This is a genomic window from Comamonas sp. lk, assembly GCF_900564145.1.
Classification (GTDB): Bacteria; Pseudomonadota; Gammaproteobacteria; order Burkholderiales; family Burkholderiaceae_C; genus Comamonas.
The window spans coordinates 211,175-227,078 of the sequence record NZ_UOOB01000002.1; the positions used below are offsets into that span (position 1 = coordinate 211,175).

Sequence of the window (15,904 nt, forward strand, 5' to 3'; positions counted from 1 at the left end):
TTTGATGCCGACACCCAAAAAGCGTTTTGCCCGTCGTGAGTCTTTCAGCCCCGGCTGCCTGACAGGCCTTGCCCTGATTCTGTCTGCGTGGGGATCTGCAGCAACGGCGCAGACAAAGGTCTCGGATGACGTCATCCGCATTGGGGTTCTGGCGGACATGTCTGGACTGTATTCCGACATGGGTGGGCCGGGAATAACCGAGGCCGTGAAATTGGCCGTGGCGGATGCCGGCGGTACGGTCATTGGCAAAAAAATAGAAGTGATTGCCTCCAACCATTCGGCCAAAGCCGATGCCGCCGCCACCCGGGCTCGCGAATGGTTTGACACCCAGGGCGTGGATATGATCATCAGCGGCCCCAGCTCGGGCACCAGCCTGGCGATTGCCAAAGTCGCGACGGAGAAGAAAAAAATCGTGATGGTCACTGGCGGCGTGGCCGCGCAGCTGACCAACGAAGAATGCTCTCCCTACATCATTCACTATCTGTACGACACCGTGGCTCTGGCGCGCGGCACAGCTTCGGCCATGAGCAAGCAAGGCGGCAAGAGCTGGTACTTTCTTACGGTGGACTACGCCTTTGGTGATTCTCTGGAGCGCCAGACTGCCCAGGTCGTCAAAGCCAATGGCGGCAAAGTCATGGGCAGCGTGCGCCATCCACTCTCGGCCTCGGATTTTTCGTCCTTCCTGCTGCAGGCCAAAGCCTCGGGCGCCCAGGTGCTGGGCCTGGCCAATGGCGGCGGCGACACCATCAACGCCATCAAGGCAGCCCATGAGTTTGGCGTGTCCCAGTCCATGAAGATTGCCGGCTTGATGCTGTTTCTGACCGATGTGCACTCGCTCGGTCTGAAGCTCACCCAGGGTATCAACCTGACCGAAGCCTGGTACTGGGATAGCAATGACAAAACGCGGGCTTGGTCTCAGCGCTTTCAGGGCAAGATGAAGAAGATGCCCACCAGCATGCAGGCTGCCAGCTACTCCGCCGCATTGCAGTATCTGCTTGCGGTCAAAGCGGCCGGAACCGATCAATCCGAGCAAGTGATGGCACAGCTAAAAAAACAAAAAATCGACGATATGTACACGGCGGATGGTTTCATCCGTGAGGATGGCCGAATGGTCCACGACTTGCGGTTGATGGCAGTCAAGAGCCCGGCCGAATCCAAGAAGCCTTGGGACTATTACAAGGAGCTGCAAGTCATTCCGGGCGGTCAGGCGTTTGCCTCCAAAGCGGAGTCCAAATGCAAAAGCTGGGTGGGAGGGTAAGCCAAAGCAAAGCCATTCCCTACACCCCACAAGTCAGTGCATCCCTTTCCAAGCAATTACTAAGATCAGGAGACATAGCGATGACAACCACTACCCCTAATTTTTTGAAGAACACAACGGCTCCTTCCGAAGCCGTGCGCAAAGCCATCGTGGAAGCCAAGGAGCTTCCCATTCTGGACGTCGGCCCTTATCTGGCAGGCGTGCCTGGTGCGCTGGAACAGTTGGGCGCCGATGTGCGCCACATTCAGGAGAATCTGGGCTTTTTCGCCATCATCAACCACGGCATTCCCCAGACGCTGATTGATGAATCGTTCCACCAGACAGCTCAGCTGTTTGAAATATCGGGCGATGAAAAAATCAAACACCGAGTGGGCTATCACCATCAGGGCTACCTGCCGCCGAAGTCTTCGATCCTGCAGTCGACTGCCATCAAGGAAAAGATCGCGCTCAACACGAAGAAGGACACCAACTCTGCCTGGTTGTTCATGCGCGAACGCGATGCCAATGACCCAAAGGTCAAGGCCAATGTGCGCCACCGCGGTCTGAATCAGTGGCCCGACAGCCTGCCAACATTCAAAAGCACGCTCTACCAATACCAGACCTCGATGGAAAGACTGGGCAAGGAACTTCTGCCGATATATGCCCGTGCACTGAATCTTCGTGCCGATTACTTCGACAGCATGTTCCAGACCCCCGAGTACTACCAGCGTTGTGCCTACTACCATCCCGAAGAAAAGATGGAAGAAGGACAGTTTGCGCTGGCACCTCACTCGGACGGCAGCTTTCTGACGCTGCTGCCCATGACACCCGTTCCAGGCCTGCAGGTGATGACGCCAAACAAAGAATGGCTGAGCGTGAAGTACGTGAAGGACGCACTGATAGTCAACACCGGCCAAGTGCTCAACCGCTTATCGAACGACCATTTCATCGCTACGCCGCACCGCGTCATCAACCCGCCGCACAAGCGCTATGCCATGACTTTCTTCTTCTACCCCGATGACAACGCCAGCGTGGCTCCCATTGCCGAGTGTGTGCAGCCCGGTGAGAAGGCAAAGTACGATTCACGCACGTTCTACGACTTCTTTGTCCCTTATCTGGACGACCTCTACCACTACAACGACACCAACTTCATGAAGGAAGTGGAGCCCGAGCGCGCAATGGCGCAAGGCTAATCACCTGGCCGCCGTCTTTGCCCGACCGGGCGTACCAGCTTCGCAGGTACTGTGCGTTGCGGGCAAGGACGGGACAGCCGTTTTTCAAATTACCAGGGGCCAATGTGAAGAGGCAGCTACTCATCAACGGAAATTGGGTGGACGCGCTGGAAGGCGGAACCATCAATGTGGTCGATCCTTGTACGGCGCGTCCGTTTGCCACCATTGCACGCGGCCGAGCCGAAGACGTGAACCGTGCAGTCGCGGCTGCACAAGCAGCCATGGAGGGTGCCTGGGGGCGCACCACCGCCACCGAGCGTGGGCGCATTTTGCAGCGTCTGGCACAGATCATCGTGGCCAATGGCGAGGAGCTGGCACAACTGGAGGCCCGCGATACCGGCAAGCCCATGGCCGTAGCCCGAGCCGATGCGGCGGCCGTGGCACGCTACTTTGAGTTTTACGGGGGCGCGGCCGACAAGGTGCATGGCCAGACCATCCCTTATCTGAATGGCTATAACGTGAGCGTGGTACGCGTGCCGCATGGCGTGACCGGCCACATCATTCCCTGGAACTATCCGGCGCAGATGATGGGACGCACACTGGCTCCCGCGCTGGCCATGGGCAATGCTGCGGTGGTAAAGCCCTCAGAGGACGCCTGCCTTACTGCACTCAAACTGGCGGAGCTGGCCATGGAAGCGGGGCTTCCTGCCGGAGCACTGAACATCGTCACCGGCTACGGTGCTGAGGCCGGCGCCGCGCTCACCGCACACCCAGGCGTCAATTTTGTGACCTTCACCGGTTCGCCTGAAGCCGGCGTGCTGGTACAGCAAGCCACGGCCCGCCACCACGTGCCTTGCGTGCTGGAGCTGGGAGGAAAGTCACCTCAAATCGTTTTTGATGATGCGAATCTGGCCAAAGCTGTTCCGGCCATCGTGCGCGCTATCGTGCAAAACGCCGGACAGACCTGCTCGGCTGGCAGCCGCCTGCTGGTGCAGCAAGGAGTGTATGACGCGTTCGTCAAGACCGTGGCCGAACACTTTTCCGCTATGCGTGTGGGCACACCGGAAATGGATCTGGACTGCGGCCCGCTGATCAGCGCCAAGCAGCAAATGCGCGTGCAGGCCTTTATCGACGAAGCTGTGCAGCAAGGCATTCCGCTGCTGGCCCAGGGTCGCCTGGCAGATGGTCTGTCGAATGATGGCTTCTTTGTCCCCCCGGTCTTGTTCGGTGCGGTGCCCCGCAACAGCCGTCTGGCTTGCCAGGAAATTTTCGGCCCGGTGCTGGCCGTGATGCCATTCACCGACGAGGAAGATGCCGTGCGCCTGGCGAACGCCACAGAGTTTGGTCTCGTCGCCGGCATCTGGACCGAGAACGGCAGCCGCCAGTCGCGCATGGCCCAGCGCATTGCCAGCGGGCAGGTGTTCATCAACTGCTATGGCGCTGGCGGTGGGGTGGAGCTGCCATTTGGCGGCGTGAAGAAAAGCGGATACGGCAGGGAAAAAGGCCTGATGGCACTCGAGGAGATGAGTACCACCAAGACCATTGTTCAACATTACGAATGATCCGGAGACAACAACATGAGTGCATTGACCAATAAAGTGGCCATCGTCACGGGCGCAGGCAGCGGCTTCGGTGCCGCAACCGCCAAAGCCTTTGTACAAGCCGGGGCCAAGGTGATACTGGCCGATCTGCGCCTGGAAGCGGCGCAGCTTGTGGCCAAAGAGCTGGGCGCCAACGCCTTAGCTGTGGCTTGCGATGTGAGCAAAGGCGAGCAGGTACAGGCCATGGTGGAGCAGTGTGTAAGCCACTTCGGTACGCCGGATGTGGTGGTCAACAACGCCGGCACCACACACCGCAACCAGCCCATGCTGGAAGTGGACGAAGCCACGTTCGACCGCGTCTTCAACGTCAATGTGAAATCCATCTACCACATGACCCGCGCCGTGGTACCGCTGATGCAAAAGCGCAAAGACGGCGTGATCATCAACATCGGTTCGGTCGGCAGCATCCGCCCTCGCCCGGGACTGACTTGGTACAACAGCTCCAAGGGAGCGGTCAAAGTAATGACCAAGTCGATGGCCGTGGAGCTCGCCCCTTTGGGCATTCGCGTGAATCTGATTGCACCCGTCATGTCGCCAACAGGCTTGCTGCAGGACTTCATGGGTGTGGCCGACAGCGAAGAAAACCGCTCACGTTTTGTCTCCACCATCCCTATGGGGCGCATGTGCGACCCCATGGATGTTGCAAATGCGGCGCTGTATCTGGCAAGCCCGCAATCTGCATTCCTCACGGGTATTGAGCTGCCGGTTGACGGAGGCAGATCCATTTAATTTCTTCAGGGACTGGGCATTTTGGCGTAGACATCGGTCGAGCCAATTTAACCAGATGCCTCTGTGCCAAGGCCGCCGTGCTGTAGTCGCACTTGCGTATGGTCTTGCCATCAAATCTGCTGCAGATTGCGCAGCAGAGCCACCCCAGCCAGCACAAAGTAATCGACGCAGGAAATAAAGGCTGCGAAGCGCCAAGCTTTGCTGCCTTTTTCCCTTTCGCAGTTCACTCTGTGCTCGAACGGCGATTGCGCTCCTTGCTCTGGTAAGCGCGGGCTTTCTCGGCGTACATAGCTTGATCCGCCCGCTGCACAATCGCCTCTACGAGCGAGCCCTCATGACCACAGGCATGCCCCATGGACACATGAATGGTGTGCCCGGGATAGAACTGATTGTTCAACTCCAGCAATGACAGGATGCGCTCCTGCAAGGCGATGGCTCCCCGCTCATCCGTGCCGGGCAGCAACACCATGAACTCATCTCCGCCAATACGGCAAACACAGGCCGGAGCATCCACCGCTTTCGCAAGCACCTCGCCCATGCGTCGCAGCATGGCATCGCCCGCCGCATGCCCGCGTTCGTCATTGACGGTCTTGAGGCCGTTCATGTCTATGGCGATCAAGGACAAGGGCCACGGGCCTTTGCGGGACAGTCGATTCAACTCTTCGGTATAGAAGGCGCGATTGCGCAGCTGGGTCAGCACATCATGCTTACCCAGATACTCCAGATAGGCTTCCGCTTTTTTACGTGCGGTGATGTCCACCAGGGACAGCAGCACCAGGCCCCAGTTTTCCGCATGACTGGTCATGATGGAAAACTCCAGGTGAATGTGAAGCACATCGCCTGCCAGTCCGTAGTTCACGACTTCCCGTTGCTGCACCAGCTTGCCATCCCAGAGGTCGATCAGTTGCTCGGCAAACGAGTCATACATTTCTCCCCGAAAGATGCGGGACAGGCTGCGCAGCAATTGCGCCTTGTTCTCTGCCCCGAACATTTTCAGCGTCTGACGATTGACGTCGATCACCTGGATCTCCTGCATGCAGCGCGTCACGAACTCCGGATGAACCTTGAGAAAGGTTCGGAAATCAGTGATGCCGCGTGCACGCACTTCGTCCATCAGTCGCTTGACCACACTGAAGTCTTCTACCCACAGCGATACCGGTGAGTACTCGAACAGGTCTCGGGCATATTGTTCGCTCTGCTGCAACTGCGCCGTGCCCTGCACTTCGGCAGTCACATCCTCCAGCGAAACCAGCACCCGGCTCCAGCTGTCCTCATAACCTGGCAGCACACGGGCGCGCACCTGAACATCCAGCCTGCGGCCATCCAGGTCATAGTTGACCGAGCGGGTCTCGAAACTCAGTTGCCCCTGCCAAAGCGCCAGCAACTCGTTCACGATGCTCTCGAGCATGTCGCCGCGAAAGACCTCATGCAGACGACTTTTCAAACTCTCCTGGTCTGCGGCTTTGAAGAGATCCAGGGTGTACTGGTTGACCTGCAGCACCTTGTAGGATTGGCTGCAGCGCCGCAGCCGTTCCGGATCTTCCTTCAAGAAAGCGAGCAGATCTTCGACCCCCTGCGCTCGCCACTGATCGAACAATTGCTTGAGCCCGCTGTAATCCTCCATCCAGAGTGATACAGGGGCAAGGTTGAACATATCCTCAAAGTCCAGACCGTCCGCGAGTGAATTTGTCACAAACAACACCTCCACTCGCAATTATTACCGCTGTCGCCAAATGCAGGCTCAGCCTTGCGAGAGCGCAGGGTCTAAGGCCCAGCAAGCTGCTAATGCATAGTCCGGCGTAAGAGCAAGGCAACACCCCCACAAGCGTCCCACTCATTGAAATATGAAGATATCGAAGCCCAAAACTCCGAAGGCAAGTGCCTAGACTTGCCCACCGGAGGCGAGGCCGCAATCAGATGGTTTCCGGAGCTACCGGGGCTACCGCAGCGATATCGTTGCTGGCGCGCATGAAGCCCATGAGATCTCCCATGGGCATGGGCCTTGCAAAAAGCCAGCCCTGGGCATATTGAACGCCGGCGGCGCGCAGGGTATCGCGCTGGCGCTCGGTTTCCACACCTTCGGCAATCATCTCAAGCGCCAAGGTCCGCGCAATCTCAATGATGTGCAAAGCTACCTTGGAGGTCGAAGAGTTCTGCTCAAAGGAGTCTACGAACATCTTGTCGATCTTCAGCAAGTCCAGGTCATAAGTGGCCAAGTACGAAAGGCTGGAGCTGCCGGTGCCAAAGTCGTCGATGGCGACTTTAAAGCCCTGTGCGCGCACGGAAACCAGCCTTCCCTTGGCTTTGTCTGGCTGCATCAGGCCACGCTCCGTCGCTTCTATCAAAATGTTGTGCGATTGCGCACCTGCATGCTGCAGCAGAGTCGTCAGCTGACCTTCCATCTGCGGCGAGTGCAGATCTTCGGCTGAAAAATTGATAGCAATATGGGTATCTGGATAGGCCGTGATCAGCGCCACGGAATCGCGCGCGACCATTTCCATGACCTGAGCCGTGACCTGCTTGATCAAGCCATGGCTTTCGGCTTCGGGAATAAAAACCGCTGGACTCACAGGCGGCTCATCCGGAGGGCTCCAGCGGATCAAGGCCTCGGCGCCCACGCAGCGATTGGTGCGCAAATCCATCACAGGCTGATAGACCATATGAAACTCCTTGCGCCGCAAAGCCTCGCGCAGACGCGCTTTAAAGGAGAGTTGATATCGCGCGCGCAACAGCACGACCAGAGCCAGCAGAGCACCGATGATCACGCCCTCCGGAATAGTGCGTACAACAGCCCCGTAGACATAGGACTTCACAAGATCAGGCGGCATGGCCGCAAATGCGGCCGTTGAGCCGAGATCCGAGGGCTTGATGCTCACCAAATTCCCTTGATCGTCTTTGAAAAATGTCTCGTCCTTCTCAAATTTATGTATCCATTCAGGATCCACCTTGCCCATGAAGCGCATGAGCTTTCGGGTCATCAACGCAAACTGACCGAAAACCACCCCCGAAGGCACCAAGACGTCGGTCACGATATCAGGCAGGTAGATGACGGCATAGCCTGCACGCGCATCAACAGAAAACCGGGGGGCAGGCTCCGGAAGCAATTTGACGTTATCCCAATGGCGCGGTGTTCCCGGTTCAGAGTAGCTTCTGTCAGGCAGGCCGATATCTAGCGCTTCACGAGCGCCCAGTGTCGAGCACTCCAGCACGTTGTCACGAATTCTGCCGACGGCCTGCAGATAGCTCTCTGTCGCCGCCACGGCATCCATGCGCATCAGGTCGGCCGCCGAGCAAGCCACTTCATCATCTTGAGCAAGCAGTTGATCAACCGCCGCATTGGCCTGAAAGCGAAGAGCGGCCGAACGCTGCAAAACACGGCTAGTGGTCTGAGCCAGAAAAGCATTGGCCTCTTTATGGCCTTGCTCCCAAGCCAGGTAAAGCGACGCTACGACCGGAAGGGAAAAGGCCAGCCATGCGCCAACGCAAGTCATGGCCACTATTTGGGTTCGACGCTTGAGCATGCGAATCTCCTTGCGCGCGCAGACGGCATGATTTTCTACATTGCAGGACGACCTGCTTCCGCTCTTGTATCACTGGGATCTGCTTTTGTTAATTAACGAGTTGGCGAGAACTTTTCTCTCTCCCGTTATCTTGCCAGCGAGATTTCTTGCTCAACAACTGGATGCGGCCCGTTGTCAATATTTCACATAGGCCTGGATTTTCAAAGAAGTGCGCACAAACTTCAAAAACAATAGCAACACTTTCATAACTGAAAGGCACAAGGCCGCAAAATTCTCATACTGCGGCCTTGGTGGATAAAGCAGCAAGGCGTCAATGCAGTTTCTGGCGAGCAGCCTTGACGCGGTACATGGCGGCATCGGCCTTCTGCAAGGCATCGTCCACATCGGTTTCATCGGGCGAGAGGCTGATCACGGCCACGCTGGCACCTTCGTAGACCAGCTTGCGCCCGCCGGACAGCAAGACCGTGATGGTCGAAGCCGCCGCCAGGCGCTGCTGCAAGTCCGTGGCAATGGCGTCACCATCGTCGCCGAGCTGCGGGCCCGAGCCCACGATGACAAACTCATCGCCGCCAAAGCGGGCCAGCATGTCGCTGCTGCGCACCGCAGCTGCCAACTGCTCGCCCAGTGAACACAGCAAGGCATCTCCAGCCTCATGGCCATGCTGGTCGTTGATCTGCTTGAAACGATCCAGATCCAGAAAACCCACCAGCACCCATTCGCGGCTGCGGCGGCAGTGGCTGATGACACGATGGAGTTCTTCGGTCAGACAGCGGCGATTGGGCAGTCCGGTCAGGGCGTCCAGCAGCACCAGTGACGACAGCTCCCGGTTGGCCTGTTGCAGCGATTGCACCAGTTGCTCGCGCTCGGCAAAACCGGCAATGATCTTGGCGAACAGGCGCAAAGCGCTTTCCGCATCTTGCGGCAACTGGGCCGAGCGGCGGCTGGCCGCACACAAGGTGCCGTAAAGCGAGCCGCTGGCAAAACGCACGGGCGTGCTGACATAGGTCTGAATACCCAGCTCGCGCGCCGCACCCGAATCCCCCCAGCACTCGGCCACATTGCCGGTGTACATGCGCCCCTCATCCAGCGCACGCTTGCACAAGGTGTCTCCCCAGGGCACTTCCAGTCCTTCAGGCAGATTGAGTTCGCCGGTGTTGAGCGAATAGATCACGTTCTGCACACCGCGCACCTCGTCGACGGTGGTGAGATAGGCGGACTCCAGATCCGTCAGCTCCACCAGTATCTCCAGCAAGGGGCGGGTCATACCGCTCAGGGACTGGGCCGAACTCACCGACTGGGAAAGCCTATGCACCATGGATTGCATTTTTTATTACTCCAACGCCGCGTCAATACAGATCAATTGAATAGCTCAATTCTCTTCTAATCACAAACCTGTCAAGCTCAGTTCAGGTTTCATGCGCCATGACTCAAACACTCTTGCCATCGTTTCCGGATGGCAAGCCAAGGCCTGCAGCGTGAATTTGATTTACCCCGCCAGCACCTAAGCGGCAAGCGCGGGCCAGATGATCTGTACCCGCAAGCCGCCCAGAGCCGGTGATTGGTCCAGCACCAGTTGCGCACCTGCCCTCTCGGCAATGGTCTGAACAATGGACAGGCCCAACCCGCTGCCGCCGGCTTTGCCGCCCGCACCCTCACCGCGTACAAAACGCTGCACCACGCGCTCTCGCTCTTCAGGGGCAATGCCAGGGCCAGAATCCTCCACCACCAAGGCCCGCCCTCGCCCATCCTGGCGCCAGCCCACATCCACACGACCGCCTGCGGGCACGTATTTGAGGGCGTTATCCAGCAAATTGCGCATCAGCATGGCCAGGGCCTGCGCATCACCGGGTATGAAGAACGCAGCCTGCAACTGCGGGTCTTCGCTCAAGCCCATGTCCAATCCGGCAGCCTGTGCGGCCGCTGCGCAATCGGCCAAGGCCTGCTCCGCCAGCTGGCGCAAATCCACCACAGCTGCAGTGGCCGCTGGTGCGGCTTCCTGCCGGGCCAGAGCCAGCAATTGCTCCACCAGGCGCTTGGCCCGTTCGATACCGGCGGCCAGCTGGACTTGCGCGGCCTCGCGTTCGGCCTCGCTGGTGGCACGACGCAGCGCCTGTAATTGCAGCTGCAAGGCGGCCAACGGCGAGCGCAGCTCATGCGCGGCATCGGCCACAAAATGCTGCTGGGCCTCAAAAGCCTGGCTCACACGCTGCAACAGGTGATTGAACTCCAGCACCAGGGGCTGAATTTCATCGGGCAAGCCCTGCACAGCCACGGGGGCCAGGGCCTGCGGCTGGCGCCCGGCCAGCTCGGCTCGCACGCGCTGCACAGGGGCCAGCGATTTGCGGATCACCCACCACACGACCAGCGCCAGCAAGGGGGCAAGCAAGGCCACGGGCCACAGGCTTTGCAGCGCCGCATCGCGCGCCAGCGTCTGGCGCACGCGCATGTCCTGGGCAATCTGAATCACCTGGGAGCGGGTTTGCAGCGAAAACACGCGGTAAGTCGTTCCCTGAGCCGGCACGTCGGCAAAGCCCAGCACCGCCATTTGCGGCAGAGCAGCCCCCAGGGCGGATTCAAAAATGCGCAGACCTTCGTTGGTCCAGACCTGGACGATGAAGTCCTTGTTCTCGTCTTCCAGAGGCGTGCCCTGCGTTCTGCCCTGCGCATCCACAGGCAGGCCTGCGCGCAGCGCAAATGCGGTTTGCTGCATCTGGTAGTCAAACAGGGAATCGGTCTGCACCAGGGCATTGCGGTAGGCAAAAATGCCTTGCAGCACGGTGGTGAACACAATGGCTGCACCTATGAACAGCAGCAGCCATGCGCCCAGAGAACCTGGAAGCCAGCGCCGCCAGGACATGGGGCCCTTGTTGGAGCAATGCTCAGTCATGGCTTGGGAACCATATAGCCCACGCCACGCACATTGAGCACCAGAGCGGCCCCCAGCTTTTTGCGCAGCCCGTGGATGTAGACCTCGATGGCATTGCTGCTGACTTCATCTCCCCAGCCATAAAGCTTGTCCTCCAGTTGCTGGCGCGACAGCGTGCTGCCCGGGCGCTGCAGCAAGGCCTCAAGCACCGCCCATTCACGCCCTGACAGCAGCACCGGCTGGCCTTGCACCGTGGCCTCGCGCGTGCGGGGGTTGAGCATGACGCCCGCATGCTCATACACCGCCTCCATGCGCCCGACCGCGCGGCGCGTCAAGGCGCGGATGCGGGCCAGCAGCTCGTCCATGTCATAGGGCTTGATGATGTAATCGTCGGCCCCGGCATCCAGCCCGGCCACTCTGTCCTTGACAGCATCGCGCGCCGTGGCCACCAGCACGGGCGTGGCATCCTTGCGGGCACGCAGCTGGCGCAGCAGCTGCAGGCCATCCAGCCTGGGCAGGCCCAGATCCAGCAACACCAGATCGTACTCATGGGCCAGCAAAGCCGTATCGGCCTGCAGGCCATCGACCACCCAGTCCACCGCATAACCATCACCGCGCAGCAGGCCCTGCACGGCCTGGCCAATCATGGTGTCATCTTCAACAAGCAAAAGGCGCATGGATCAAGCATAACGATCCATGCGCCTTTGTGCCGGCTAAGCCCTGTCGCTACATGCGCCATCCAAGACATGGCGAGCGTATGTGCCCCCCAGGCGCTAGTCGCCGATTCAGAGCGCGGCTTCGATCTGCGGCATGGCCATGCGTGCCTTGGTCAGAGCCATGCCCAGATTGGCCGTGCGGCGGCAGACAAAGACTGCCACATAGTCGGGCACCGACTTGCTACGCAGGAACACGTGGATCAGGTTGTCGCTGTTGATGATGATTTCCTGAAAATAGTGATGACCGTCGTCGCTGAGGCCGCGCGAGCGCTTGAACATCTTCTCGATCATGGAGACATTGGGGCCGTTGAACAAATCACCGGTCGCCGCAGCCACCAGATCAATGACCTCGCGAGGGTGAGAATCTACGGTGCGGATGGACAACAACATGCCGGAGCCCGCGTCCACATAACCCACGGCCAGACATTCGGGAACCGTGGGCACCACCTGGCTCAAAACTGCATCCAAACTCATTACGTTCTCTCTTTCATTTTCTCGATCTCGGTCACGCCATTTTTTCAAGCAGCGCGTTTTCGTATGCGTGTAGCAGCGCCTCCTGCGCCTGGGACTGCACGTATTGCGCGTCAATCAGGCGCACGCGGCGCAGCGCTTCCTCGCCGGTCAGCCCTTCGCGCACCAGCCATGCGGCCAGCACGGTGCCGGTGCGGCCCAGACCGGCCAGGCAATGCACGGCCAGCACTTCGCCGCGCCGCATGGCTGCAGACATGCGCGCCAGCAGCATCTGGATCTGCGCGACGGTGGGCGACTCATGGTCATAGACGGGCAGATGGAAGTTCTTCAGCCCGTGGCGCTGCAGCGGCTGCTGCGGAAAGTCTTTCTCGGTCAGCGTGATCAGCATGGTGACGCCGCAGCGGCGCAAGGCCTGCAGATCCAGATCCATGTCATGCACCACGCCGGGCCAGGGCGTGCCCGCCAGACGGCCCGGCACCAGCCAGGCAAAGCCGCTGGGGCCACGGCTGGCAGGCACGGAATGCTCGGCGGCGGTCAGCGGCAGCATGTCCATCAGCACGGCGGTGCTCACCAGGCGCGCCTTGAATGCCGCCAACCCATGCTGCGCCATGGCAGATGCGGCCCCGCCCTGCGCCTGAACGGAGGCCGCCGTGGTTTCAATAATTCTTTTTGCCTGCAGCTCAATGAAATCCTGCGCTTCAAGCTCATTTTTTTGAGGAGGCTTCATCGCCACGGCCTGAAGGTCTGCAAATTCGGCAATCGCCTGCAGCGCTGCCGCCGGCAAGGGCGGCGCAGGCTGTACATCGTCGGCCAGGTGCTCAGCCGGCGTGCCCGGCATGGGCACGGAGCAGCTACCGCTGCGCAAGAACTGCCGGCCCGCCGCCGTTGCTGGCGCGTGCATGAAGCCATCCATGGGGCCGGACTCCTGAATGCGCCCGCCGGCCAGCAGCAGCATGTGCTGCGCCACCGCCTGCGCATGTTTTTGCTGGTGGGTGACCAGCAGCACACAGCTGCGCTGCGCCACCCGAGCAATGAGCTCCAGCAACACAAAGGCCTCGTAGCCGGCAAGTTCTGCCGTGGGCTCGTCCAGCATGAGCACGGCGGGCTCGGCCCAGGCCTCGCGCAAAATGGCCACGGCGCGCTGCTGCATAGCCGTCAGTTCCAGGGTCGGCGTATCCAGCATGGGCAGCAACTCGGCAAAGCCGTACTCTTGCAAACAGGCCTGCACCCATTGCCGCCACTGCAGCGGCGAGTGCTGCCGATGCAGGCGCATTTGCTCGATCAAGGCTTCCAGCGTGCTCGAACGCATCAGGCTGGCCTGCTGCTGCACCAGACGCGGCAGGGCTGGCGCCGGATGCATGGAGTCCGGATGCCTGTCTACCGGCTGGCCTGCATAGTGCAGCGCACCCCAGCGGCGAAAACGCGGGTTGCCGGCATTGAGCCCCGCCATGGTGCGCAGCAGTGTGGATTTGCCCGTACCTGCCGGGCCCAGCAAGGCCGTAACACCGGTTTTTGGCAGGGCAAAGTCCACCTCAGCCAGGATGACGCGCGCGCCATACGATGCCCCCAGGCCGTGGGCCTGCAGGCTGGATTCCTGTTCCAAATTAAGCCTCCCTCGCGGTACCACGCGATGGAATGCATGGCGTTTGATATGAGTGCGCCATCGTTTGCGGCCGGATGCCGTGATGCGTTTTCCAAGACCTCGCCTTGCCGGCCATTCAGTTCATGGCATCAAGGAAATAAGTAGAAAGCACCCACGCAGGCCCGGCAGTTTATGGCAATCAATACCTAATTTTTTGTTACTTAATGAAACGCGACTATTTAATTCGGAATACCTATTGATTTATTCTCCAGATTTAAATCTGGTTTTAATCGAATTTTCAAACGAAATTTAATAAAACAAAATGACACCGATACAAACCTGTATCGGTGTCATCCATTCTCAAACCCAGCGATTAACGACGCTTCAAGCGAAGCCGGTGTTCAGGCTTATCCCAGGCGCACAGGCACAAAAATCTTGTTGCCATCGCGCCAGATCAGCACGGCCACGGACTTGTCGGCCTTGGCCACGGCGGCTCGCACGGCCTCCACATTGCCGGCAGGCACGCCGTTGATGGCCAGCAGCACATCGCCAGCCTCTATGCCGGCGGCAGCAGCGGGGCCGCCCGCCTGGGCCACGACCAGGCCGGCATCCACGCCGATCTGCTTTTTCTCCTCAGGCTGCAGCGGGCGCAGCGCCAGGCCCAGCTTGCCCTTGTCTGCATCTTGCGCACCCTGGGCCAAGCGCTCGGTCTTGTCGCTGGCATCGGTCAGGGTGGCGGTCAGTGTTTTGGCTTCACCCTTGCGCCAGATTTCCAGCGTCACCTTCTGCCCAGGCAAGGCCTGACCGATGAAGGCAGGCAAATCGCCGCTGCCCACAATGGCCACGCCATCGACCTTGCGCACCACATCGCCGGGCTCCAGTCCGGCCTTGGCGGCAGGGCCGTTCTTTTCCACGCTGGCCACCAGCGCGCCTTCAGGCTTGGGCAGCTTGAAGGAGTCGGCAAACGCCTGGTTGACCTCCTGCACGCTCACGCCCAGCTTGGCGTGCTGCACCTTGCCCGTGGTCTGGATCTGCTGCTGCACGTGCGTAGCCAGCTCGATGGGAATAGCAAACGACACGCCCTGGTAGCCACCGGAGCGGCTGTAGATCTGGCTGTTGATGCCCACCACCTCACCTTGCGCATTGAACAGCGGACCGCCCGAGTTGCCGGGATTGATGGCCACGTCAGTCTGCAGGAAAGGCACAAAGGAATCATCGGGCAGCGAGCGGCCCTTGGCGCTGACCACGCCCGCCGTCACGCTGTTTTCAAAACCAAAGGGCGAACCAATGGCCAACACCCAGTCGCCCACGCGCAATTGGCTGGTCTGGCCCAGCTTGACGGTGGGCAGGCCGCTGGCCTCGATCTTGAGTACGGCCACATCGGTCTTGGGATCGGCACCCAGCACCTTGGCGCTGAACTCGCGCCGGTCGGTGAGCTTGACCGTCACCTCCTTGGCGCCATGCACCACATGGGCATTGGTAAGAATCACACCATCGCTGGAGACGATAAAGCCCGAGCCCTCGCCGCGCACCGGCGTATCGGGTCTCTGGCCTCGGCCGCCTTGCATGCCCGGCATGCCGGGAAGGCCGAACTGGCGAAAGAATTCAGAGAAGGGGTCGTCGGGGCTGATCTGCGGCGCAGCACCGCGCTCGCTGGCGGAATCCGCCGTGTCTTCACGCATGGAGCGCGAAGTTCCGACCACGCTGATATTGACCACGGCAGCCCCGTTGCGGGCGGTGATCTCGGCAAAATTAGGTGTCGTCAGCGTGGGCAGATTGCCGGCTGCGGGCTGATTGAAGGAGGAGACTGCCGTCTGAGCGACGGCATCGCTGCGGCTGGCCCCCACCAGACCGGCGCCGGTCGCTCCCAGCGCACCAATGGCTCCGGCGGCCACCAGAGCCATGACCAGACGACGAGGTGTAGACAAAAGCGTATTCATGGCAAACCTTTCAAAAATGCACCGTGGCGGTGCTATTGAGAGGTAGTTTGAACGCCCAGACTTAGGCCA

Annotated in this window: 12 protein-coding genes; 4 read left to right on the top strand and 8 right to left on the bottom strand. The window is 59.8% G+C overall.

The window, feature by feature from the left end; translation table 11 throughout:
* Nucleotides 1–4 precede the first annotated feature (4 nt).
* The 4 genes from EAO39_RS19810 to EAO39_RS19825 all read left to right on the top strand — a co-directional run bounded on the left by EAO39_RS19810 (nucleotide 5) and on the right by EAO39_RS19825 (nucleotide 4,739).
* Entirely contained in the window at nucleotides 5–1,258 is a 1,254-nt protein-coding gene (locus EAO39_RS19810; RefSeq protein WP_120971420.1) for an ABC transporter substrate-binding protein, read from the top strand.
* An 80-nt stretch (nucleotides 1,259–1,338) separates the two neighbouring features.
* On the top strand, nucleotides 1,339–2,430 hold the full coding sequence (locus tag EAO39_RS19815) for a 2OG-Fe(II) oxygenase family protein (protein WP_120971421.1): 1,092 nt from the start codon (nucleotides 1,339–1,341) through the stop codon (nucleotides 2,428–2,430).
* Between the two features lie 137 nt (nucleotides 2,431–2,567).
* A complete protein-coding gene (locus tag EAO39_RS19820; protein ID WP_240467139.1) occupies nucleotides 2,568–3,971 on the top strand; it encodes an aldehyde dehydrogenase family protein in 1,404 nt (467 codons plus the stop codon).
* A 15-nt stretch (nucleotides 3,972–3,986) separates the two neighbouring features.
* Entirely contained in the window at nucleotides 3,987–4,739 is a 753-nt protein-coding gene (locus EAO39_RS19825) for an SDR family oxidoreductase (RefSeq protein WP_120971423.1), read from the top strand.
* Nucleotides 4,740–4,962: 223 nt separating this feature from the next.
* Here the strand turns inward: EAO39_RS19825 and EAO39_RS19830 are convergent, their stop codons facing one another.
* The 8 genes from EAO39_RS19830 to EAO39_RS19865 form a co-directional block, all read right to left on the bottom strand.
* A complete protein-coding gene (locus tag EAO39_RS19830; RefSeq protein ID WP_120971882.1) occupies nucleotides 4,963–6,432 on the bottom strand; it encodes a sensor domain-containing diguanylate cyclase in 1,470 nt (489 codons plus the stop codon).
* Nucleotides 6,433–6,652: 220 nt separating this feature from the next.
* Complete coding sequence (locus EAO39_RS19835) at nucleotides 6,653–8,260, bottom strand: EAL domain-containing protein (protein ID WP_120971424.1); 1,608 nt, start codon at nucleotides 8,258–8,260, stop codon at nucleotides 6,653–6,655.
* Nucleotides 8,261–8,570: 310 nt separating this feature from the next.
* The gene (locus tag EAO39_RS19840) at nucleotides 8,571–9,584 is read right to left on the bottom strand and encodes a sensor domain-containing diguanylate cyclase (RefSeq protein WP_120971425.1); all 1,014 of its coding nucleotides are present in this window, start codon (nucleotides 9,582–9,584) and stop codon (nucleotides 8,571–8,573) included.
* Nucleotides 9,585–9,761: 177 nt separating this feature from the next.
* Entirely contained in the window at nucleotides 9,762–11,147 is a 1,386-nt protein-coding gene (locus tag EAO39_RS19845; protein ID WP_240467140.1) for an ATP-binding protein, read from the bottom strand.
* Complete coding sequence (locus EAO39_RS19850; protein WP_120971426.1) at nucleotides 11,144–11,803, bottom strand: response regulator; 660 nt, start codon at nucleotides 11,801–11,803, stop codon at nucleotides 11,144–11,146. The genes EAO39_RS19845 and EAO39_RS19850 overlap by 4 nt, the downstream gene beginning before the upstream one ends.
* A 108-nt stretch (nucleotides 11,804–11,911) precedes the next feature.
* Complete coding sequence (locus tag EAO39_RS19855) at nucleotides 11,912–12,316, bottom strand: hypothetical protein (RefSeq protein WP_120971427.1); 405 nt, start codon at nucleotides 12,314–12,316, stop codon at nucleotides 11,912–11,914.
* 31 nt (nucleotides 12,317–12,347) lie between these two features.
* Nucleotides 12,348–13,916 (bottom strand): ATP-binding cassette domain-containing protein, encoded by a 1,569-nt coding sequence (locus tag EAO39_RS19860; protein WP_120971428.1) that lies wholly within the window; start codon nucleotides 13,914–13,916, stop codon nucleotides 12,348–12,350.
* A gap of 386 nt (nucleotides 13,917–14,302) precedes the next feature.
* Nucleotides 14,303–15,835, bottom strand: coding sequence for a Do family serine endopeptidase (locus EAO39_RS19865; protein WP_120971429.1), 1,533 nt, complete (start codon nucleotides 15,833–15,835; stop codon nucleotides 14,303–14,305).
* Nucleotides 15,836–15,904 lie beyond the last annotated feature (69 nt).